The following is a 22744-nucleotide window of genomic DNA, read 5'->3' as shown; positions in this document are numbered from 1 at the left end:
TGCCAGACGTGCTTGTAGCTCATGGTGGGATTTTCAATCCTGCCATGAGCTTTTTTATTGGCTAGGGCGTGTCTCAAAACTCGCTGAAGTGCATCTTTTACCGCCTTTTCGCCCCCTGCTGCGTCACTTTCCCTTGACGTGCCCCGGCACGCCTGCGGAAAACTTCCTTGCTTGGAACGAAAAGTCGTCAAAATCTGCTTCCTTCGGAGTTTCAGACACGCCCTAAATGAAATTAAGATTTGCTTTTACGATAGACTTCACGATAATAGGTGCCGATGTGGATAATCCAGATTGCGGACAAGACAACGATAGGGAAAGGGGCAAAGGAGAAAAGGATGGAATAGAGCACCATAGAGATCATTCCAATACTAAGTAGAACATTCATGGCGCGGAAGGAACGATAGGCTGCACGATAGACGATCCATTTCTCACCTTCATCAAGCTTATCGAAGTGCTCCTGATGCATGTTACGTGAATTGAAATCTAAAGTGCGATCTGGGAAATAATTATTATATCGTTTAAGTGTTATGTTCTGAAGGCACACGACCGTAATTATGGCAATGGCAGAAGCAATTAAGTTACTCAGGTTAAACATTTCAGAAGAGCCAGTGACAGCTCGCGTTGAGGCAAGTAATGACAGAGAAAGAGCCCCCCAGGTAAGCGATAAGATTACATTAAGATTACTAATAATCATCGCTCTACCCAATAAACGTTCGGCTGGTGAATCAAGGGAATCTGCATCATGAGATAGATCCTCTTCCAGATTGAGCTTAGTAGGAATACGAATCAGAATCGCTGTATTGCATGCAGTCAAAGCCAAGAACAAGAATCCGAGAATGCCGAACAGAAGATCATAATCATAGTAGACAGAGAGTGTCCAGTTCAGACTGGAAGGTGCATTCAATAAGACACTTGCAACCAAGAAACCAACGACTGCTCCTCCAGCCATGTACAGCGGCAGACGTAACCAACGATATTTGGAGTTTACGCTTGTAGTTGAATTAGTCATGTGAATCTCCACCCTTCAATTCAAAAATTTGTTCAACAGGTTCATTAAAAACTTTGGCTATTTTCAATGCCAGAACGACAGAAGGAGAGTAATCTCCGCGTTCAATGAGGGCAATGGTTTGACGAGAGGCGTTGATTAATTTAGCCAGTTCTGCTTGTGACAGACGGTCTCTGGCTCGTAACTCCCGAACATGATTGTGTAATTCTTCCATTTACTCACCTCCTGATTGAATTGTATATGATAATGTACAATTTGTAAATGATGATGTACAAAATAAATAAGATAATATACAAAAAAAGAGGATGCACAGCAGAAAAAACCTCCGAAACTTTATTCGGAGGCGAAATGGACAAGTAGTATTAAATGCGAATTTCATTTGAACTATACCTTACTTTCTAGGCTTGGAACCAAGCAACTAAGAAGCATCTGCACATGCGACAGGATCGTGATGAGCCTTTGTTATAGGTGATTGCAGCGTCAACGCCCGACGGAAAAAGAATAATGAAGCGATTCCTAGCAGCGCATACAGGGTTGCCATCCCGTATGAAGGGAGGAAGGCACCAAGCGTGAGTCCCAAGCTTCCGAGCAATGCAGCTACATTGTAGCTCATGCCGTCAACAGCCATATAGGCAGCGCGATTCGCATCTGGGATCATTCCTGCAAGTAGAACTTGCCGGACAGGATTATACATCAGTTCCCCAAGAGTCAGTATTACGGTGCATATGATGAGCAATAACGTCCAGTTACTGAATCCGAGAAAGGCAAAACCAGCAGTGTACAGACACATACCAACCGTCATCACTTTTCGAGAAGGGAACCGTCCCATCCATTTGGTGAAAGGAATGGCAATGAGTACAACGAGTACAGTGTTGATGGCCATAATGAGGCTGAACATTTGCAAACCCGTGATATTCCAATGGAGTAACTGAGCACTGAATTCGTTTTTTAGCCTCACCGCAATATACTTGTCTAATTGAAATTCCAGAGAGATTGCTAATACAGTAGCGGTGAGGAAGACCATAAATCGCGTGTCTTTAAGGACATCGATGTAGGTATAGAAGATGTTTTTAGGGGCGATTGATGTTGTCCTGTGAGACAGGATCGTATGTCTTCTATCCATTGTTTCGTGAATATAAAAGATAAGGATAACTAAGGTGACTAGGCTCTCAATCCATACGATACTAAATAGGATGAAGCGGAAGGATTCAAACAGTAACCCTCCCATCAAAGCACCGATCGTAATCGCAGCGTTGGTTGTCCAGTATTGCAGTCCATATACATAATGGCGTTCAGATTCACTGCTTACATCAACAATCATGGCGTTGGCAATCGGAACAGTGATCCCGGAGCTTAGGCTGCTCAGGAAAAACATCCAGCAGGTTAAAGGTACTGAATTCAGCCATGGAGAGTTAGCCGCAGCTAACCAGAACAGTGCGAATACCTGGAGTATTTGAGCAATGACCATCAATTTCTTTCTTCCAATCCGATCAGACCAATACCCAGCCCATAACCCAACCAACATGGAGCCGATAATGTTAATCGTCAGTAACAAGCCTGCCCAGCCTGCACCAATTTGAAGACTTAGGTAGATCGCCATAAAAGGAATGATGGATTTCTGTGTCAGATCCGTAAAGAAATCGGTAATGATTCGAATCTGAATATTGCGATGTAATTCGGTGTATCTCATATGGTTTCAATCTTCCTTTCGTTGGTGAAACGGCTTTTCCTGAGTATAATGAAGAAAAACCTGAAGAAAAACTGTAGGAGTTCAGAGATGGATTTCATATTTTAGTGAAGGCGATGAAAGGCTGGGACGGTTGTGGAAGTGACGGAGCATTATATCCAACTTAGGTTGATCTTCTCCCATGTACATGAAGAGGAAGAAATAGAGATAACGATGGGTGTATTAGCAACTCATTTGTGCTGCACCATGCGTAATATGAATCTGATTATGAATAAGTTTTTGGATAACGACTGGGTCAGATGGAGCCCGCAGCGGGGAAGAGGCAAAAAGTCTATACTTGTTTTTTGTTTACCGTTACACGACGTGGCTGGGGAATGGTTTGAACGTCTACTACACAACAACAAAATAGAAGAAGCATACGCACTGGCTGCATCATTGCCGTTTCTCATCCGTGAAAATTTAATGCATAGATTACAGGGGCAATTCGGTCTTCGTTCAGATCATGGTGCTCGGGGAAGAGTGGACACACTCCGCATTCCTCAGGAGACGTCGTTCGAGACGTTAGATCCAACCCAGGCTGTTGTATGGGGCGATGTGGGGATCGTTGCAGAAGTGTATGATCGCTTAGTGCGTTACAATGCAGAGCAACATGTCTGTGAGCCAGGGCTTGCGATGGCATGGGAGAGCAACGCAGAGGGAACGGAATGGACATTTTATTTACATAAAGGTGTGCTCTTTCACCATGGCAGAGTTCTGGAAGCAGATGATGTGAAATTTACATTTGAACGCATCTTATCCAGCGTGGACAACCCTTGCAAAGCCTTATTCGGCTCGATTCAGAGGGTGGAGGCGTTTGACGATTTGACGGTTCGCTTTGTGCTGAATGCACCCAATTTTATGTTTCCTGATTTGATGAGCAGCATCAATGCATCTATTCTGCCAAGAGATGTGGAAATAACCCCGCTTCATCCGATTGGAACGGGACCATATCGCTTGGTTCGCAACGATCCAAACATCTTAGTCTTGGAGGTATTCTCCTCCTATTTTCAAGGTCGTGCGTTTATCGATCGTGTAGAGATCTGGCAGCTTCCTCAAGCAGGGCGGGGGGAACCCATGATCCGACAGGAGCTATTCCCAGACGGTAAGCCACATGCGGTACAGCATGAAGTACAGGGCGGGGTTTTTATGACGTTTAATATGCGCAAAAGAGGCCCTCATCTCGATATATCCTTTCGTCGTGCCATCCGAGAGCTTATGCATCCACAAGTCATGGCGGATGCTTTGAATCGATCATCAATCCAGCCGGCATCTAGTTTGGTGCGTAAGTATGATCGAGGAAACCAGCAGGACGAAAAGATGTATCAGTTCGATGCAGAGAAGCACCTGAGAGAAGAGAAGATGGAACAACAGAAGTGGGCTGATGTAAATGAAGATGTAGGTGTAAGTGCAGATGTAGATATAGGTGTAGACGAACCTTCTCTCATTAGCGCTTCGGCATGGTTGAAACGTAGCCATTATGCAGGAGAGATGGTGAACGTGTGGGTTGAAGAGGGCGTGAACATGGAGCATGACATGGTTTGGTTTGCTAAGCGGTGTGAACAGATTGGTCTACATGTAAACATTGTACCTGGTGATGTGGTCAAGGCCATTTATCATGATGAATTACAGGCGTATGACCTCATATACACTGGAGAAGTCTTTGACGATCATGTGATGCGAAGTCTCGTTACGATGTACACGTTCCAAAATACGATCTTTCTCAGTGTAATGGATGATCATTGGAGGCTTGAGTTAGAGCGAGAGTGCGGTCAGATCGTGGCGATGCAGGAGCCAGAGGATCGGATGGAGAGTTTGCTGCAACTGGAGGATCGATTAATTCAGGAGGCGTTATTATTGCCTGTGTATAGCTTCAGGGAGGAGCATTCACATCATCCATCGCTGCGAGATTACCGCGTGATGGGATATGGGATGCCTGACTTGCGACGGTTGTGGGTGAAGCGAAGTCCTAATACGTCGAAAGAGTCCTCCAGCTATTCGGCCTATATCCCGTTGTGGTAAGAGTCCACTACAACGGGATGGTCGAATAGCTGGGAAGAAGGACGTTTAATCTATATTTGAATCATACCTCTAAATCCTACTTTCGATGGTACTCAACGTATTAGACTTCACTTTTGGCATTAACATTAGCTTTTGTTTTAGTTTTAGTAAATGTCACTTCATTCGTATTGGGCTCCATCAGTAGTGGAATCTTGAGAGAATGAGTATGATTTTGATCATCTAACGTGAATGTGAACGGAAGCTTTTGTTCCTGTCCTTGTTGAACAAGCTCAACATCAAAGGTTTCGTTGCCAATGTATTGCATGCTCATGTCTAAATTGTTAAATGTTGCTCGTAATCCGCCCTCAGTAGTGGATTCGATCAGGATATCACCATAGCCCAGATGGGTGTATACGCCAGTATATGCGGATGCGGGACGATCGAAGGGTTGAACTTCCGTTTTCTCGAAATCTGTTGTCTCCTGATGCTCAGATCCGACAGAGGCTGTACCTTCTGTTGCTTCGGATTCGCCCTCTGGCTGTGTATCCTCCCCATCGATTAGTTTGGTCAATCTATCGCTCCAGTCGGTAGGTTCCAGCTCTAACAATCGATCAATAATGTGATAGGAAACGGTATAAGGCACTACGCTGCCATTGCTATTACATAGTACAACGACGCCAATCTGTTCATCTGGCAGGAAGGCTACTTGGGAGGTGAACCCGTCGATTCCTCCGCCATGATGGATCATCCGATGACCGCGATAAGATTCAATAATCCATCCCAATCCATAGGTACTAATCGGAACTTCCTCACTACGGAATGACGAATCACAAGGCATATGCGGGCTATGCATAGTCTGCATTTCCTCCATGGAAATGAGGGATCTGCCATCATGCTGTCCTTGATTCAATTGGAATTTTAACCACGTAATCATATCTATAAGATTGCTGTTAATGGAGCCAGCAGGACCAATCGTATCGATATTGCGATAAGGAATTCGAATATGATGCTCATCTTTCTCCATGTAAGGCAGTGCATATTCAGGTTGGAGCTGCATCAGATCGACGGATAGCACGCTTGAATTCATCCCAAGCGGGCGCAATAATGAATCTTCTAATACGCTTTCCCATGACGTGCCTTTTATTTGCCCAACTAGATAACCTGCCGTCATATACATCATGTTCTGATACTGCCACTTATTTCTGAAATCCTCATTAGGCTCCAAGTATCGTAGACGAAGAACGAGCTCTTCTCTCGAACGAGGTGAGTTATACCAAGCCATCTCATGTCTTGGAAGTCCAGAACGGTGGCAGAGTATATCCCGGATCGTGAGCCGCTCCGTCGTTACCGGGTCGAACATTTTGAAATCAGGCATATACTGCACAATAGGCGTGTCCCAGTTCAATTGATTTTGATCGACAAGTATAGCGGCCGTCGCTGCTGTAAAAGCCTTGGTTGATGAACCGATTGCAAAGAGCGTGTTGGGAGTTACGTCCAGCTTGGCCTCGAGGTCGCGATATCCATAACCTTTTTGCCAGACCACCTCATTCTTGTGCACTACCGCAACGGCTGCGCCCACACCTTTCCAATGTTTCATTTGTTCTTCTACAAAAACATCCAATCCTTCCAGCAATGAGTGAAGATCCGTTGTCGTCATCCGTTACCCTCCAAATGTATGAATTAGGTTTCTGATACAAACAAGATGATTGTAGTCCAGTAGTTGCTTCCCTATATTAACTATCCCTTTTCTATACAGAAAAAGCATCCTTCCCTAGACGGATTTGATCCTAGACCTCTGGTATAAATTAGAACAGGTGATGCTTGTCAAACTAGTCCGCATAAATCGAACAAGTCCCTCATAGACATGTACTAATCAAGTAGGGGTTCTGCTGCAAGCACAGCCCTGAAGTGAAAACAGTGCTAAAGGGGATGATGTCATGCGCCGAATATCATGGATGCTTGCCATGGTATTGGTCTTATCGGCCTTGCTTGCTGCTTGTGGGAAAAAGGATGCGGCAGCCGTGGTCAAAGATCTGAACGAAGTCGTAGGAGAGATGGAAAGTTATCAGGGAGCAGGCGTGATGACGCTGCACACTGGGGATACGCCGCAGCAGTACAAGGTCGAGGTATGGCATCAGAAGCCTTCCTATTATCGAATCGCGTTAACGAATGCGAAGAAAGATGTAACTCAGATCGTATTACGTAATGATGAGGGTGTATTTGTACTCACACCGAGCCAAAACAAGAGCTTCCGTTTCCAAAGTAATTGGCCAGACAATCAAGGACAGGTTTATTTGTACGAAACGTTGATTCGCAGCATTACGGGAGATTCGACTCGTCAGTTTGTAGATGAGAAGGATAGCTACGTATTCGATGTTGCTGCCAATTACAATACACATGCACTGGTCAGACAAAAAATCTGGCTGAATAAGGCCGATTACGCTCCTAAACAGGTTGAAGTATCCGATTCCAATGCCAATGTTGTGGTCGATGTAAAATTCGATAATTTCAAATTCGGTGCTGAATTTGGTAAGGATGCGTTTGATATGCAGCGCAATATGACTGCGGCTACAGAAGGGAATGGGAACATCGGAGCAGGCAGTGAAGGAACCCCTGCCACAGATCCTCAATCTTCAACGGAGCAACAACCAGCATCCGATTCGAGTGGTGAAGTAAGCGACGGTCAGACGGGTATTAGTGGAAGTGATGAGCAAGAGGGAGCACAAGATCCAGCGAGCACAGATCAAGGAGCAGAAGAGCCAACGATGACAGCGCCAGAGGAGAGCGAAGGATTTGGCGTTGTTGAACCAACGTATGTCCCTGAAGGTGTGAAACTGAAAGATGATCAGATTGTAGAAGAATCAGGTAACTATTCTGTACTGCTGCGCTACGAAGGGATGTATAACTATACCATCTTTGAAGCTAGACCACAGGACAGAGCTGTATCGCTTGCACCATCCCGCGTTGTGGATCTCGGATTCACGTGGGGCATGATGAGTGGAGACGCACTGCAAACTCTTACGTGGATGTACGATGGAATCGAATACCGGATTACAAGTGCAGATCTACCCGAAAATGAAATGAAACAGATTGCACTATCCATGCAGGAACAATCCGGAAAATGATATTATAGTGAACTTTTCGAACAACCCTTTAAAGGTATAGTTGTCATATCAGAAGGAATGCTAAGAAGCATCGGAGACCTATTCTCCGGTGCTTTTGTGTTGTGCACGGCTACAACTCTGGTCGCATAGAATGTTGATACACATCAGTGGTGATATGGGATCGAAACATGGAAATACACAGGCTTGAATAGGCGGGGAAATCTCAATAATTCAAAAGACGCTTCTACGTACGAGGAACCGGGTAAGTAATACGGTATAGACGGACATATTCGATCGTGAGATGAGAAAATGATCTGACGATGTTCAGTCTATCTGCCGTTTTCTTCCTTAATCTCCGGCTGCATGATGACAAGGTCATTGTATTTGAATGCAGCACATATGTAGCTCATTTGACAGTCACATGTTAGAGCATTACGATGGAGTCTGATGCGTGAGCCGGATTAAGACGATTAGAGAAGGTGACAGAACGTGCAAGAACAATATCGGCCGACCCAAGCGGAAATTAACTTGGATCATCTGTGTGACAACGTAGAAGCTTTCCGTGAGGCATTGCCGAAAGGGATGAAGCTCCTTGCTTGTGTTAAGGCCAACGCTTATGGACATGGAGCTGTAGAGACAGCGAGAGGACTTGAACAATATGGAGTCGATTATTTGAGTGTTGCTTTTCTAGATGAAGCGCTCGAATTGCGTCAACATGGGATCAAGCTACCGATTCTCGTGTTAGGTTACACACCGCCCGAAGGTGTTGCTGTAGCCTGGGAACATGATATTACAATTACCTTGTACAGCCGGGAAGTGCTGGATGCGATTCGAAACCTGAATGCAGGCACGTCCACCGGGAAATTGAAGGTGCATATTAAAATGGATAGTGGTATGGGGCGGCTAGGCTTGCTGCCTGGTAAGGATGCAGTAGCCTTCGTACAAGAAGTCGCTTCGCTGGATCAGGTAATGCTCGAAGGCATGTTCACTCACTTTGCGAAGGCAGATGAAGCAGACAAGACCTATACACTGGAGCAGTATCGACGGTTTCAAAGCGTTGTGGAAGCGCTGAGGGATCAGGGATGTGTCATCCCGATTATACATACGGCAAACAGTGCCGCCGCCATTGATACACCGAATCTGTCTTACGACATGGTTCGAGTGGGAATCAGTCTGTACGGTCTGTATCCGTCTACTGAGGTGAATCATCAGGTGGTGAAGCTGTCCCCGGTATTGACACTGAAGACAAAGGCGGTTCTGGTCAAAACGCTGCCACCCCACTGGGGCGTCAGCTACGGAACACGCTATGTTACACAGGAAAATGAACGAATTGCGACCCTGCCTATCGGCTATGCAGATGGATTCTCAAGAATGCTGACAGGCAAAGCACAAGTGCTTGTACGTGGACGCCGTGTTCCCGTTGTCGGTACGATCTGCATGGATCAGTGTATGGTGTCGCTACAATCTTTCGCTGAAGAAGCGGAAGAAATTCAAGTCGGCGAAGAGGTTGTCCTCATCGGCCACCAGTCTGGCGAATGTATAACCGTAGACGAGGTGGCCGCCCAGCTAGGTACGATTCCATATGAAGTGATCTGTATGATGGCACACCGTATTCCGCGGATCTATCTGCGGGATGGTATAGAGGTTGCCAAGGTTAATCCACTTTTGTCCTCCTAATAGGTTAACTGGACGCTATTTACAATAAACTTTTTTTAGAACAGAAGGAAAACTGTCGGAGCATCTCGAATTATGTATGACGATAAGGATTTATAATCCTGGAAAAGAGATGTTTGGTCTGTACGAATATTGTTCCCCGTGTTTATAATGGAGTACAGCATACTTGATATACGTGGGGCATATATATTCCTTTGTATAAAAGTTCTGGAAAAACGTAATACTGGTTCACAATGGCGAAAGGTTTGTGGGGGTGGAAGAAAGGTGGCCAACTTGCAGAACACCAAGCGAATCATGATCAGTCTGCCTGATCATCTTTTGCAGGAAGTGGATGGCATCGTAGCGCTGGAGAACTCCAACCGCAGCGAATTGATTAGGCAGGCCATGAAGCTGTATCTGACGGAACGGAAGAAGCGGTATATCCGTGAGTCTATGCAGCGTGGGTACATGGAGATGGCGAAGATTAACCTGACCATGGCATCCGAGGCCTTTCACGCGGAGGAAGATGCGGACAGCACTCTGGACCGCTTAGTTAGCGGGGTGTAGACATTGATCGTAAAACGCGGTGACGTTTTTTTTGCGGATCTTTCTCCCGTTGTCGGTTCCGAGCAAGGTGGAGTCAGACCGGTGCTGGTCATCCAGAATGACATCGGTAATCGATTCAGTCCAACTTGTATTGTGGCGGCGATTACCGCCCAGATCCAAAAGGCAAAGCTGCCGACGCATGTAGAGATTGATGCGGCGGCACACGGCTTTGACCGGGATTCGGTTATTTTGCTCGAACAAATACGGACGATTGACAAGCAAAGATTGACTGACAAGATTACTCATTTGGACGAGGAGACCATGAAATTGGTTAACGAAGCCTTACAGATCAGTCTGGGCTTGATCGATTTTTAAAGGTGGAGCAGTGGTTTGAGACTGCCAGCCAGCCGTTGACAGCGGGAAGTGCCTTAGGTGTTCTAAGGCATAACCAATTCAAGTGTGTGTTCAGAAGATCCCTTTTGAACAACCACGTTATAGTGCATGTTCAAAAAGGTCGATCTTCAGCACCTTTTAGGGCAGTAATTCACAGGAGCGTACAGCAGCCAATCGGCAGCGGTACGCTCTTTTGAATAAAGCTGGATGAAAGCGTAGAACATTGTCCATCTTTTCGCTATAATGAAACCTGAGAAACCGTTTACCCAAAAGACAGATATATAGAGGTGGAGGAGACATATGAGCATTTATATCAATCAGGAGAAACTACAATTTCATTTACAAACTCGCAAGGCAAGTTATGTATTTCAAGTATTGCCTTCAGGATATTTGGTGCATTTGTACTACGGCAAGAAATTACGCGATACCGATCTGAGCTGGTTGCATGTTCGTACAGAGCGCGCATCTTTTAGCCCAAACCCGGTGCCAGAGGATCGAACGATCTCTTTCGACACATTGCCAGTGGAACTGCCAGTGTATGGAACGAGTGATTTCCGTAATCCAGCCATCCAACTCCAATTGGAGAACGGCTCAACCATCTCGGAGTTTACCTACACAGGTCATCGCCTGGAGAAGGGGAAGCCTTCCCTTGAAGGACTACCAGCAACATATGTAGAAGCTGCGGATGAAGCAGAGACATTGGTCATTGAATTGCAAGACCGTGTTGCTGGCATCAAAATCGAGCTTTCTTATACAGCCTTTACGGCATTTAATGCGATTACTCGTTCGATGCGTGTAGTGAATGAGAGCGCTACCTCAGTCAATGTCTTGCGTGCGCTTAGTTCCTCAGTTGATTTCCCGCATGCAGATTATGAATTGCTGCAATTGTCGGGTGCTTGGACACGTGAGCGCGACATCGTTCGCAGACCGCTTGCTTCTGGATTGCAAGGCGTAGAGAGTCGCCGTGGTTCGAGTAGTCACCAGCAGAATCCGTTTATTGCCTTGATGACGCCAGGTACGGACGAAGACCAAGGTGAGGTATATGGATTCAGCCTCGTTTATAGTGGAGGCTTTACAGCACAAGCGGAAGTGGATCAATTCTTCACGACACGTGTGTCGCTCGGAATCAACCCGTTTGACTTTAGCTGGAAGCTGGAGCCACAAGAAGCATTCCAGACTCCAGAGACCGTTATGGTGTACTCGGATGCAGGGCTTGATGGTATGTCCCAGTCCTATCACGAACTGTATCGTGAGCGTCTTGCACGTGGTCAATTCCGGAATACGGAGCGTCCTGTCCTCGTTAACAACTGGGAAGCAACATACTTTGGCTTCGATGCAGACAAGATCGAACAGATCGCACGTGCGGGACAGAAGCTTGGTATTGAGCTATTTGTATTGGATGATGGCTGGTTTGGGCACCGGGATAGCGATAATTCCTCGCTGGGTGACTGGATCGTAGATAAGAATAAGTTACCACAAGGTCTGGATGACCTCGCGAATCGAGTGACGGGTCTAGATATGCAGTTCGGACTGTGGTTCGAGCCTGAGATGATCTCCCCTGATAGTGAGCTGTATCGTGCACACCCAGACTGGTGTCTGCATGTGCCTGATCGTCGCCGTACAGAAGGACGTCAGCAGTTGGTACTCGACTTCTCTCGTCAGGATGTACGAGATGAAATTGTACGCATGCTGAGTGATGTACTAGGTTCTGCACCGATTTCGTACGTGAAATGGGACATGAACCGGAATATGACAGAAGTGGGCTCTGCATTGCTGCCAGCAGATAGACAGCGTGAGACTGCACACCGTTATATGCTGGGATTGTATGAGGTGATGGAGCGGATTACGAGCTCATTCCCACATATCCTGTTCGAAAGCTGTTCAGGTGGTGGCGGACGCTTCGATCCAGGTATGCTCTATTACATGCCTCAAACTTGGACAAGTGACAATACCGATGCGGTATCTCGCTTGCGTATTCAATATGGTACGAGTCTCGTGTATCCAGTAAGTTCAATGGGTTCCCACATCTCTGCCGTACCGAATCACCAGGTGAACCGGATTACGTCATTAGAGACACGTGGACATGTAGCGATGTCAGGGAACTTTGGCTATGAGCTGGACTTGACTCGTTTCACTGAGGAAGAGAACGAAATTGTAAAAGCACAGGTTGAACTGTACAAAGAAATTCGGGGCACGATTCAATACGGAACATTCCGTCGCTTGCTCAGTCCGTTTGAAGGAAATGAGACGGCATGGATGTTCATCGCACCGGATGGCAGCGAAGCTGTCGTGTTCTATTTCCGTGTATTGTCTGAGCCGAATGCACCGTTGCAGCGCCTCAAGCTGAAAGGATTAGACCCTGACGCGGATTACCGTCTGAAGGGCAGTGAAGAGACGTTCACTGGCGATGCTTTGATGTATGGCGGTATCGCAGTTGGTGCAACGTCTGGAGACTACCTGAGCGAGATGTTCCGTTTCGAGCGAGTATAATTTAGAAGCTATATCAAATGAACTAAAGCGTATTACACTTGCCACTCCGATGACAGAATAACCTTCCAATCGCTGTTATCCCCAGATTTTTTTGATTTCCCTTTTCTAAAGGGGAAAATCCGGGGATAGCGTATGCTTCCGAAGTAGCTTTCTTTCAGAAAGCTTTTAGGCGAACGCTTCGCTTCTTCACGTTATTTCTGTCCTCTCCGTTCTCGTGTAATTTACGAAGTTCTTTGATATAGCAAATCCAAAGTAATACTTCGCTTTTATAATTAGTATGATGAAGACCGGGATACGTCGAAACGACGTTTTCCGGTCTTTTTTTGCCAGTACATTGCATGATAGCTACCGATGAAACGGGGGTATCGGGATTGGATGAACTTGTAAGCTCGCCTCATGCTGGAAATTTGAACGGGATTTTGTGATAATATAGGGAAGAAGAATCTGCACACATGTGGATTCCATACTGTGATTATTGCAGCGAAGCTGCCCTGGACGTGCTTTTAATGATCGATTCAGGAAGGAAAGAGGGATTTATTTGTCTGAACAGGAAACGGTTCTGGAACCTAATGAAGAAACGATAAAGGCTGAACGCCACGAGCGAATCATCAAGCAGGTAGCCAAGGAATTATCGCTACCCCTGAAGCAGATCCGGACTACGTCCGAGCTTCTGGATGAAGGCAACACAATTCCGTTTATCGCTCGTTACCGTAAGGAAATGACTGGAGAGCTGGATGAGAACCAGCTACGAAATATTGAAGAACGTATCGTATACTTGCGTAACCTCGAAGACCGTAAAGTAGAAGTTATTCGTATTATAGACGAACAAGGCAAGCTGACGAAGGAGCTCAAGCAGTCCATCACTCAAGCTGTGAAGCTGCAAGAAGTCGAGGATCTGTATCGTCCGTATCGTCAAAAGCGTAAAACGCGTGCCAGCGTAGCCAAAGAGAAAGGTTTGGAGCCACTCGCTACCTGGATCTGGAGCCAGCCTAAACAGGGAGATGCCCTGGAAGAGGCAGCACGTTATATCAGTGCTAAGCTTGGCGTAGATGACGCAGAGGCTGCGTTGCAGGGAGCTAAGGACATATTAGCCGAGAACATTGCAGATGATGCGGCCATTCGTGCGTGGATTCGCCGCTATACGTTGGATCACGGAATGCTGACTTCCGAAGCGAAGGATGCGGAGCAAGAGTCCGTGTATGAGAATTATTATGATTATCGTGAATTAGCGAAAAAGATGCCGCCGCACCGTATCTTGGCGATTAACCGCGGTGAGCGTGAAAATATTTTGAAAGTCGGTTTGGACGTGGCAGCAGATCCGGCTCACCGTCATATGGAAGGACAGATTATTAAGGGTGCTTCTGTTGTACAGGACATTTTGCGTGCAGTAATTGAAGATGCTTATAAACGTCTCATCGCACCTTCCATTGAGCGTGAAGTTCGCGCAGAATTAACGGAAAAAGGGGAGACCCAGGCAATTTCCGTATTCTCAGCTAATCTTCGGAACCTGTTGCTCCAACCGCCGATCCATGGCAAACGTGTGCTTGGTGTCGATCCTGCCTACCGTACAGGCTGTAAGCTGGCAGTCGTTGATGATACGGGCAAGCTGCTTGAGGTGGCTGTAACTTATCCAACCCCACCACATAATAAGAAACGTGAAGCAGCAGAAGTGTTCCACCGGATGATCAAACAGTATGATATCGGTCTGATTGTGATCGGGAATGGTACAGGATCTCGTGAAACCGAGCAGTTTGTTGCCGAGATCATTCAGGAGAATGGCGATGAAAGTCTTGTCTATCTGATCGTTAATGAAGCTGGCGCAAGTGTGTATTCTGCATCTAAGCTGGCTCAAGATGAGTTCCCGGATCTGGACGTTGCTGAGCGTAGTGCGGCTTCCATTGCTCGTCGAGTACAAGATCCGCTGGCAGAATTGGTCAAAATTGATCCTAAAGCCATTGGTGTAGGGCAATACCAACATGACGTTTCTCAGAAAGTTCTCGAAGAGAGCCTCAAAGCTGTTGTTGAGTCTGCCGTTAACCATGTTGGTGTTGATGTAAACACCGCATCTCCTTCACTGCTGTCCTATGTAGCTGGAGTGAATGCAACCATTGCGAAGAACATCGTGAAATACCGGGAAGAGAACGGTCGCTTCACGAATCGCCGTCAGTTGCAGAAGGTGCCTCGTCTCGGAGCCAAAACTTATGAGCAATGCGTTGGCTTTATGCGGATTGGTGAAGGGGAGAACCCACTCGATCGCACACCAATTCACCCAGAGTCCTACAAGGTTGTGGATCAGTTGTTCAAGGAGCTTCAAGTGGAATTGGACAAGCTTGGCAGCAAAGAACTGGCTGAACTGCTGTCTGAGCAAAAGGCTGATCAGTTGGCTGTAAAACTGGATGTCGGTGTGCCGACACTTCGCGACATTTTGGACAGCTTGCAGCGTCCGGGCCGAGATCCACGTGAGGAAATGCCATTGCCCATCTTCCGTACAGACGTATTGAAGATTGAGGATCTCGTTGAAGGTATGGAACTGCAGGGTACGGTTCGTAATGTTATTGATTTTGGTGCCTTTGTAGATATCGGTATTAAGAGTGATGGACTTGTCCACATCTCACAGCTCAGCAATGGTTATGTTAAACATCCGATGGATGTGGTCTCCGTCGGAGATAATGTAACGGTATGGGTTATGAATGTAGATACCAAAAAAGGCCGTGTAGGTCTAACGATGAAGAAACCAGCTTCAGCCAAGTAGTTTCTTTAAAGTGCATGTGAAAACGATAGAATAGCCTTCCCTAGTGATAATGTCATTAAGTTTATTTTTATCTTAATGACATTGCGCTTAGGGAAGGCTGTTTTTGGTCTGGTTGGATTGTCCTGTGGACTAATTACCATTCGAATGATAGATCACTGATAATATCAATGATAAGCTATATAGAGGAAGAGTATTTGATCGGACGGAGAAGGTTAAGCATAACAACGTCGTTCTTAGAGTTCGCTGTCCGCGCTGCGTACCGTACCACTTTTCGGTTTGTTACGATAAAAGAACCAGCATTCGTTAAGTAGCTTAATCTGGCGGCTGTCTTTTTTGTGGAATGCACGCATGAGTTGATTGCAGAGCCATTGAGGCAAGGGTATCTCCTCCTCTTGCATAATTCATCTGTATGTTAGCATATGTGATAACAGCCTGGCCTGTGCAAATGAACCATTGACATTAGGAAATTCAGGTAAGGGTTGATTACAGTTAGCGTGCTGTTGTGGACTAGAGGTATATAGCAAAAAAACGCACACCCATAGATGGGGATGCGTTTTGTTTATGCCGTGCTAACTTTTCCAAGATGAATTCAGTTGAATTATAGCGTTTCCATCTCTTCTTCATACCATTGTTCTAATTGAGCTTGAAGTGCTCGAATCTCAGTGAGTAAGGAAATTAACGGATAATGGCTCTCATGTAATTCGGCAAAACTATGCTCAAGCGCGTTGATATAGTCTAGACCTCCAACAATCGAGAGTTGTTCATCCAGCAGATCCAGTTGGTCACATTCGGCAATTGCTCGGGGCAGAACGGGTACGTTGGGTGCGGTGAGTTTATCGATCTCTTTGTGTAGGCGCAGATTAAGGGCGCTGAGCTGATAAGCATAATCGGCAGGCATTTCTACAAATTGTAATTGTTGTTCCAGTTGCAGGATGACGTAGCGCATTGTAGGCATAACGAGTAATAATCTCCCCTCATACTTTCTACTTGACAGTGTAGCCTAGGAAACGGTTAGAATTCAAGTATTATAAGAGGTTGTTCAAAAAGTCCGCTTTTGATTACGAAGGATGCCTTGATGCATCTCAGCATCGAATATGGGATTCAGTCGAAATGTCCGTTGCTCACGTAGTTTTGCCTACGCTCCGCTACTCCATTTCTAACTTCATCCCATCTTCTTGGTACTGAAAACCGCCCTTTTTGAACACGCATTATGCGGGAAAACGAATCGTTTAATCGGTGTGAAAGGAGAGGGATCGATGGAGAATGAGGAATTACAACAATGGATTGAACAGGTATCCTTGGATCACTTCGGGGTTCCGTTCACCCATGAGGCGTTGTTTAATCGACGGTTAACGACTACGGGTGGACGATATATGCTTAAGAGTCATCGGATTGAGATCAATCCACATCAGCTTGAAGTGTATGGGAGAGAAGAAGTCGAGAAGATCATTAAACATGAGCTCTGTCATTACCATCTGCATATTCGTGGACGGGGTTATCAGCACCGTGATCCTGAATTCAAGGCTTTATTACAAAAGGTTGGTGGTTCTCGCTTCTGCCAGTCTCTTCCCGGCAGTAAGGGTCGGAAGCCGCTGCCTTATCGTTATAAATTGGTATGTAAGAGCTGTGGTACCGAATATTTACGCAAACGAAAAGTAGACCCCAAGCGTTACCGTTGCGGACGATGTGCAGGTAAACTGAAGATGGTAGAGATATAGGGTGGGGCATTCTAGCTCTGTTGTAGATATTAATCCTAGTAATCCAGGAAGATCAGCCCCTGTAGTTGTTCATTCACATATATTGAAGCGGAAATAAGATCCTGTAAGAAAGGGAAATAGTCCTGTTGACTTGGTTAATTAATCATGATAAATTAAATTTATTCAAGATTAATATTCCCTGATAGCTCAGTTGGTAGAGCACTCGACTGTTAATCGAGTTGTCACAGGTTCGAGCCCTGTTCGGGGAGCCATTCTTGGAGAGATACCCAAGTGGCTATAAGGGGACCCTCTGCTAAGGGGTTAGGCTGCGTAAGCGGTGCGAGGGTTCGAATCCCTCTCTCTCCGTACTGAATAAACTTCCCTGCAAAGGGATGAGAACCCTAAAGGTTCGTCGAAGCATAAGCTTCGTTAGCGATACTTCGCAGTCTCGAATGAAGTGAGAGTACCCCTCTCTCTCCGTACTGAATAAAAAAAACGTATACATGTAAATCCCCACCGGATTGAGCGATAATTGCTCCAGCCGGTGGGGATTTTTTGTTGTTTCGATATGCTTCGATTACGATAACTTAAATCATCCTGTTTAAAAGGAAATGTTGAGAGCTTCGTATAGCCCTTTCTTACCTGTCTCTGTTAATTCAACGGAGCGACTTCCCTTTATTTGTAGTGTCCAGTCTAGTTGAGATAACCGACGGTTCAATTCCTCTCCGAGCAAGCCGGAAAGGTGGTGTCGTCGTTCACTCCAATCCAGACATTTACGAGCCAACGCACGGCGTGATCCGGGTTTGACCTGAAGCTCGATTCCAAACGAGGCAAACCATTCGTATCCTTTCGTTGTAATCGTATAGTCTTTGTTTTCCTCATCTTCCGGTTCAATTAGATACTCCTCACGCAGCAAAGCCTCACACATGGCGATTCCCAGCTTCCCAGCCAAATGACCATAACAAGTTCTAGCGAAGCTCAGATGCCGCAGTTGATCAGATTGTTTGAGTGAACGCACTTGTACAGGAGGGGCAATGTTGGCCATGGACTCGATCAAAAAAGCAATCTCTTGATTGGCCAAACGGTAATAGCGATGTCTGCCTTGTTTCTCAACGACCAATAACCCGCCCTCGACCAATTTGCTCAGATGATTACTTGCTGTCTGGGGAGTAACTTTAGCCATATAAGCAAGTTCGCCTGCAGGTAAAGCTCGCCCATCCAGCAATGCTTCTAAGAAGATGGCGCGACTTGGGTCAGCAATTAATGACGCAATAATTGTTATATTCGGATATGTACTCATACTTCGATGATACTTGAACTATAGGTGTATTACAATCGATCTGAGACGAATGCTCTGGACTGCGTAAAGAGGAGCTAGGTAAATGAATGGGAATAGGAGAGGAAAAATAGATGAAGCAGGAACAACCACAACTACAACTACGGCAACAATCGCAGGAACTGCAACCAAATTATGAAAGTCCTGAACAATCAAATGGAGAACAAGAACGAAGCCCCAATAACGACTCATATTCACAACATATAGGAGATACGCATGATACGGAAACGATACAACCGAGTATTTTATACTATGGTACCCCAGTGATGATGCTTAGCACGCTTAATGAGGACGGTTCGACTAATTTATCACCGTTATCTTCCTCTTGGGCATTAGGGGATTGTCTCGTACTTGGTATCGGGATTCAAGGGAAGGCATACGAGAATCTGATGCGACACCCAGAGTGTGTCGTTAACCTGCCGGAAGCTTCGATGTGGAAACAAGTTGAGGTGTTGGGGAAATTCACAGGTGTAACTCCAGTACCCGAGGCCAAGCAACAGATGGGCTATACATTTTGTCAGGATAAATTTAACGCTACAGAACTTACACCTCAGAATTCAGTCGAGGTTGTGCCACAGCGAATTGCAGAATGCCCGATCCAGATTGAAGCTTCTGTCCAACACATTCGTATTCCGGAGCATACACCTTATATGGCTATTGTGGAAGTAAAGGCGATGAAAGTGCATGCTCATTCCAAGATCATCTCAGGCACAAACAAAATTAACCCCGAGGCGTGGCGACCGCTTATCTATAACTTCCGGCATTATTACGGGCTTGGAGCGAAGTGTGGAGAGAACTTCCGGGCGGAGAAGGTGTAAGGGGACTAGTATCATAACCTCATATTTTGGACAAAAGTAAACAAGCACAGACTCTTAGAAAGAGAATGTGCTTGAATTTTATGTTCTGATATAAGCACACAATGAGTGGGCTGTTACAGATTACCTTTGCTAACACCTGCTGGTGGGTTGATCGGCTTACCTTCAAGCACGGAATAGATAGCATGAGCTACGCCGTGCTCTACATTGGTCAATGTGATAGCTTTAGCTAGTGCTTTAATTTCCGGTTCTGCGTTGCCCATCGCGATTCCGAGCCCTGCCATTTGCAACATGGATACGTCATTGAAGTTGTCCCCGATCGAGACGGTATCTTCCATAGCAATGTTCAAATGAGCTGCAAGCTTAGACAAGGCATTACCTTTGGATACATCAGGATGCTGCATCTCGAAGTTGTGTTCAGAAGATACAACCATAGCAACATCCGAACGTGCTGCAAAGTATTGTCTACCTTCACGTAATTGATCCGGATTCATGGAGAAGGCCATAATATTGTAAATGTGTGCTTCTGCAGGAATTTCCTGATGTGAGTTCACACGGTGGTAATCCTTTTTGTCATAATGCTTCTTAACAGCTCGGATGAGGCGTGCAACGTCCTCGCTAGGGCTTGCGCCTAGAATACGATCCATCTCGGCAAGCATCGCATTATGACTGTTAATTGGAGCATAGATCCCCTGCTGTGTGGAGGCTTCATAATAGCAATCGTGATCCTCCAACCACTGCATAACAGAGGCGGCTGTTTCGCGTTCCAATGGGAGATGGAAGAGACGTTCTCCATTCTCATCATGGATGGTTGCGCCATTTGAACCGATAACCGGTGTTTTAATTCCTCCTTCTAGAGAAATAGTAACAACATCGGAATACACGCGACCTGTCGCAATCGTCACCCGTAGACCTTCTTGCTGTGCACGGTGAATTGCGGCTGCGTTCTCAGGGCTAATCTGACTGTCTCTGTTCAATAACGTTCCATCTAAATCTGTAGCAAACAATTTCATATACTTACAACTCCTTATCTTCTGTAGGTTCAGGAATGAGAATCTCGACTTGTTGTTCGGCTAGAAAAGTGCGCCATTCCGGCGAAGGCCATTGGTTCGTAATTAATATGTCTACCAGTGACCAATCGGCAAAGCGGTAACCATAACGTTTGTTAAACTTAGAATGGTCTGCGAGTACAATAACTTGTTTGGCTGCTTGCATCATACGGTATTTAATCTTGCCTTCTTCTTCGGAGGCGCTGAAGCCATCCATGGTAAGACCACCAATGCCGATGAAAGATTTGTCTACATAATAGTGAGAGAGGGTTTCGATCACAGGAGCGCCATAAACATAGCGTTGATCTTTATCAACTTTACCACCAAGCAAACGAATTTCGACGGAGGCATGATTGGAGAGAAGATCAGCTGAATGCATGGAGTTCGTAATGACAGTACAGGATTTACCGTTAAGGTTCTCAGCACAGGCTTGCACTGTAGTTGAGGCATCCAGGATGATATTCTCACCATGACGAACGATAGCTGCAGCAAGTTTGCCAATAGCTCTTTTTTCCTCTGAGACATAGAGTAGGCGGTCTTTGTAGGATCTGAATTCTTGCGGAGGAGAGGGGAGAATCGCGCCGCCACGCGTCCGGATAATGCTATCCTGCTCTTCAAGCTTAATGAGATCTCTACGAGCGGTGTCCCGGGATACGTCAAAGAGTGAACCGATCTCCTCGACAGAGATGCGATTATGTTTACGTAAGTGTTCTATAATAAGCTGCATGCGTTCCTCTTGAAACAAACGTGCCGCCTCCTTATACAGGGATGACCGTGTTATATATCTATATGTTTAATTATAAGTAGTTATAATGTTATTTGCAATATTATAAGTGAATATCAGTTTTTGTAAGTAATTTGACGTATCTTTTACATATACATCCGATTCTAATGACATATCTCTGAAAGGCTCCTTGTTGATATTCTTAGTTACTGAAAACTTCTCTTAAAAAAAGTGTTGCACTACTTCGAATGATCGTGGTATACTCATTCTTGTCGCCAAGAAAGACAACTTGTTATTAAGGCCCGTTGGTCAAGGGGTTAAGACACCTCCCTTTCACGGAGGTAACAGGGGTTCGAATCCCCTACGGGTCATATCTTCACCACCTTTTTAATCGAAGGAAACCTCGCAAGTCATTGTTCTACGTAAGAGATGATCATGGCACATCAGGGTGAAGTTACAGCAAGAGCCATTAGCTCAGTTGGTAGAGCACCTGACTTTTAATCAGGGTGTCGAAGGTTCGAGCCCTTCATGGCTCACCATTTTTACAATTGAATATGCGGTCGTGGTGGAATGGCAGACACGCTATCTTGAGGGGGTAGTGGGCGTACGCCCGTGGAGGTTCGAGTCCTCTCGACCGCATCACAGTATTATGAAATAGACTCTCATGGTTATCCATGGGGGTCTATTTTTGTCTAAAATCCAGTGTACGGATTTATCGTAGGATTAGTGGCTGAGGATTCATGGAGGTTGTGGTATAATTATGTATATTGTGTTGTCCGTGATTCATTAGGATAAGAAGATTATTATCGTTGGAAGGCGGTCCTGTATGCAGTCAATATATGAGCGAATTGAACACCTGATTGCTGAACGAGGAATGACGAAGAAGGCTTTCTGTCAACAACTGAAGATTAGTACAGGTAATTTGGGTGATTGGAAACGTGGGAAGTCCACGCCGAGTACGAATAAACTGATTGAGATCGCTGCGTTTTTTGATGTGAGTCTGGACTGGCTCATGATTGGTCGTCCGTCGAAGGAAGCGATGGTACGGGAAAAACGAGAGGATTATTTTTTTGACGTGTTGCGGCAATTGAATTGCCAAGAGAGTGAATTATCGACTGAAGAGCAGTCTTTTATTAGTGAATATATTGAGTTTACCCGCTACCGTAAATCGAAGGAGAGTCGAAATACTCAGGAATTCCGTTATGAGAAAGAGCGCAAGACGGAAGAGGATGAATCGCTCTAGCTTGAGTACTTATTTAGTCTGTGGTTATCCTCAGGTTTTTCCCTTTGAAGAAGAGGGTTCAGAAGAACTGGAGGGAATAGCGGACGTTAAGGTTGTTCTGTCATCGGGGTGGCCAGTGTAAGTTATTTTGTTCGTTATATAGCTTTTACCTATGAGAAACTCTTGAATACCCGTTGTTATGCGGGTACTCAAGTTTTTTTTGTTGTTTCTCA

At 45.6% G+C, this 22744-nt stretch carries 19 protein-coding genes and 5 tRNA genes; 15 read left to right on the top strand and 9 right to left on the bottom strand.

Features of this window, described 5'->3' with window-relative positions; translation table 11 throughout:
- Window positions 1–232: 232 nt before the first annotated feature.
- From ASD24_RS20410 to ASD24_RS20400, 3 genes are all read right to left on the bottom strand, one after another.
- The gene (locus tag ASD24_RS20410; protein ID WP_056699671.1) at window positions 233–1009 is read right to left on the bottom strand and encodes a DUF3169 family protein; all 777 of its coding nucleotides are present in this window, start codon (window positions 1007–1009) and stop codon (window positions 233–235) included.
- Window positions 1002–1220, bottom strand: coding sequence for a helix-turn-helix transcriptional regulator (locus ASD24_RS20405; RefSeq protein ID WP_056699668.1), 219 nt, complete (start codon window positions 1218–1220; stop codon window positions 1002–1004). The genes ASD24_RS20410 and ASD24_RS20405 overlap by 8 nt, the downstream gene beginning before the upstream one ends.
- A 204-nt stretch (window positions 1221–1424) precedes the next feature.
- Window positions 1425–2696, bottom strand: a complete 1272-nt coding sequence (locus tag ASD24_RS20400) for an MDR family MFS transporter (RefSeq protein ID WP_056699666.1) — start codon at window positions 2694–2696, stop codon at window positions 1425–1427.
- Between the two features lie 138 nt (window positions 2697–2834).
- Here ASD24_RS20400 and ASD24_RS20395 point away from each other — a divergent pair, with 138 nt between their 5' ends.
- Window positions 2835–4751, top strand: coding sequence for an ABC transporter substrate-binding protein (locus tag ASD24_RS20395; protein ID WP_162248960.1), 1917 nt, complete (start codon window positions 2835–2837; stop codon window positions 4749–4751).
- A 100-nt stretch (window positions 4752–4851) separates the two neighbouring features.
- Here the strand turns inward: ASD24_RS20395 and ASD24_RS20390 are convergent, their stop codons facing one another.
- On the bottom strand, window positions 4852–6387 hold the full coding sequence (locus ASD24_RS20390; RefSeq protein ID WP_056699659.1) for a serine hydrolase: 1536 nt from the start codon (window positions 6385–6387) through the stop codon (window positions 4852–4854).
- Between the two features lie 280 nt (window positions 6388–6667).
- Between ASD24_RS20390 and ASD24_RS20385 the strand changes: the two genes are divergently transcribed.
- From ASD24_RS20385 to ASD24_RS20360, 6 genes are all read left to right on the top strand, one after another.
- Complete coding sequence (locus ASD24_RS20385) at window positions 6668–7855, top strand: hypothetical protein (RefSeq protein WP_056699656.1); 1188 nt, start codon at window positions 6668–6670, stop codon at window positions 7853–7855.
- 468 nt (window positions 7856–8323) lie between these two features.
- A complete protein-coding gene (alr, locus tag ASD24_RS20380) occupies window positions 8324–9511 on the top strand; it encodes an alanine racemase (RefSeq protein WP_056699653.1) in 1188 nt (395 codons plus the stop codon).
- A gap of 261 nt (window positions 9512–9772) precedes the next feature.
- Window positions 9773–10054: a CopG family ribbon-helix-helix protein gene (locus tag ASD24_RS20375; protein WP_056699650.1), complete on the top strand. Its 282-nt coding sequence runs from the start codon at window positions 9773–9775 to the stop codon at window positions 10052–10054.
- Between the two features lie 3 nt (window positions 10055–10057).
- The gene (locus ASD24_RS20370; protein ID WP_024630714.1) at window positions 10058–10408 is read left to right on the top strand and encodes a type II toxin-antitoxin system PemK/MazF family toxin; all 351 of its coding nucleotides are present in this window, start codon (window positions 10058–10060) and stop codon (window positions 10406–10408) included.
- Window positions 10409–10726: 318 nt separating this feature from the next.
- A complete protein-coding gene (locus tag ASD24_RS20365; protein ID WP_056699647.1) occupies window positions 10727–12916 on the top strand; it encodes an alpha-galactosidase in 2190 nt (729 codons plus the stop codon).
- A 538-nt stretch (window positions 12917–13454) separates the two neighbouring features.
- Window positions 13455–15668: a Tex family protein gene (locus ASD24_RS20360; protein WP_056699644.1), complete on the top strand. Its 2214-nt coding sequence runs from the start codon at window positions 13455–13457 to the stop codon at window positions 15666–15668.
- 233 nt (window positions 15669–15901) lie between these two features.
- Here ASD24_RS20360 and cmpA read toward each other — a convergent pair whose 3' ends face one another.
- Window positions 15902–16045 (bottom strand): cortex morphogenetic protein CmpA, encoded by a 144-nt coding sequence (gene cmpA / locus ASD24_RS30395; protein ID WP_128100760.1) that lies wholly within the window; start codon window positions 16043–16045, stop codon window positions 15902–15904.
- Window positions 16046–16266: 221 nt separating this feature from the next.
- Window positions 16267–16623, bottom strand: coding sequence for a hypothetical protein (locus ASD24_RS20355; protein WP_056699640.1), 357 nt, complete (start codon window positions 16621–16623; stop codon window positions 16267–16269).
- Between the two features lie 301 nt (window positions 16624–16924).
- On the opposite strand from ASD24_RS20355, the gene ASD24_RS20350 reads away from it, so the two are divergent.
- The 3 genes from ASD24_RS20350 (at window position 16925) to ASD24_RS20340 (ending at window position 17731) form a co-directional block, all read left to right on the top strand.
- Window positions 16925–17386, top strand: coding sequence for a SprT family protein (locus ASD24_RS20350; RefSeq protein ID WP_056699637.1), 462 nt, complete (start codon window positions 16925–16927; stop codon window positions 17384–17386).
- Between the two features lie 175 nt (window positions 17387–17561).
- Window positions 17562–17637 (top strand) — tRNA-Asn (locus tag ASD24_RS20345).
- Between the two features lie 5 nt (window positions 17638–17642).
- Window positions 17643–17731 (top strand) — tRNA-Ser (locus tag ASD24_RS20340).
- A gap of 235 nt (window positions 17732–17966) precedes the next feature.
- Here ASD24_RS20340 and ASD24_RS20335 read toward each other — a convergent pair.
- The gene (locus ASD24_RS20335; RefSeq protein WP_056699634.1) at window positions 17967–18665 is read right to left on the bottom strand and encodes an ArsR/SmtB family transcription factor; all 699 of its coding nucleotides are present in this window, start codon (window positions 18663–18665) and stop codon (window positions 17967–17969) included.
- Between the two features lie 110 nt (window positions 18666–18775).
- On the opposite strand from ASD24_RS20335, the gene ASD24_RS20330 reads away from it, so the two are divergent.
- Window positions 18776–19519 carry a flavin reductase family protein gene (locus ASD24_RS20330; protein WP_082560480.1) on the top strand — a complete coding sequence of 248 codons (744 nt, stop codon included), beginning with the start codon at window positions 18776–18778 and terminating at the stop codon, window positions 19517–19519.
- A gap of 113 nt (window positions 19520–19632) precedes the next feature.
- Here ASD24_RS20330 and ASD24_RS20325 read toward each other — a convergent pair whose 3' ends face one another.
- Both ASD24_RS20325 and ASD24_RS20320 read right to left on the bottom strand, forming a co-directional pair.
- The gene (locus tag ASD24_RS20325) at window positions 19633–20529 is read right to left on the bottom strand and encodes a Cof-type HAD-IIB family hydrolase (RefSeq protein WP_056699632.1); all 897 of its coding nucleotides are present in this window, start codon (window positions 20527–20529) and stop codon (window positions 19633–19635) included.
- Between the two features lie 4 nt (window positions 20530–20533).
- Window positions 20534–21310 (bottom strand): DeoR/GlpR family DNA-binding transcription regulator, encoded by a 777-nt coding sequence (locus ASD24_RS20320; RefSeq protein ID WP_056699630.1) that lies wholly within the window; start codon window positions 21308–21310, stop codon window positions 20534–20536.
- Between the two features lie 278 nt (window positions 21311–21588).
- Between ASD24_RS20320 and ASD24_RS20315 the strand changes: the two genes are divergently transcribed.
- The 4 genes from ASD24_RS20315 to ASD24_RS20300 all read left to right on the top strand — a co-directional run bounded on the left by ASD24_RS20315 (window position 21589) and on the right by ASD24_RS20300 (window position 22532).
- Window positions 21589–21660 (top strand) — tRNA-Glu (locus tag ASD24_RS20315).
- A 92-nt stretch (window positions 21661–21752) separates the two neighbouring features.
- Window positions 21753–21828: transfer RNA gene (locus tag ASD24_RS20310), tRNA-Lys, on the top strand.
- A 17-nt stretch (window positions 21829–21845) separates the two neighbouring features.
- A tRNA-Leu gene (locus ASD24_RS20305) sits at window positions 21846–21928 on the top strand.
- A gap of 187 nt (window positions 21929–22115) precedes the next feature.
- Window positions 22116–22532: a helix-turn-helix domain-containing protein gene (locus ASD24_RS20300; protein ID WP_056699627.1), complete on the top strand. Its 417-nt coding sequence runs from the start codon at window positions 22116–22118 to the stop codon at window positions 22530–22532.
- Window positions 22533–22744: the final 212 nt, after the last annotated feature.

This window comes from Paenibacillus sp. Root52 (genome assembly GCF_001426865.1).
In the GTDB taxonomy this organism is placed as follows: Bacteria; Bacillota; Bacilli; order Paenibacillales; family Paenibacillaceae; genus Paenibacillus.
This window is presented reverse-complemented; position numbering and strand designations above follow the sequence as displayed.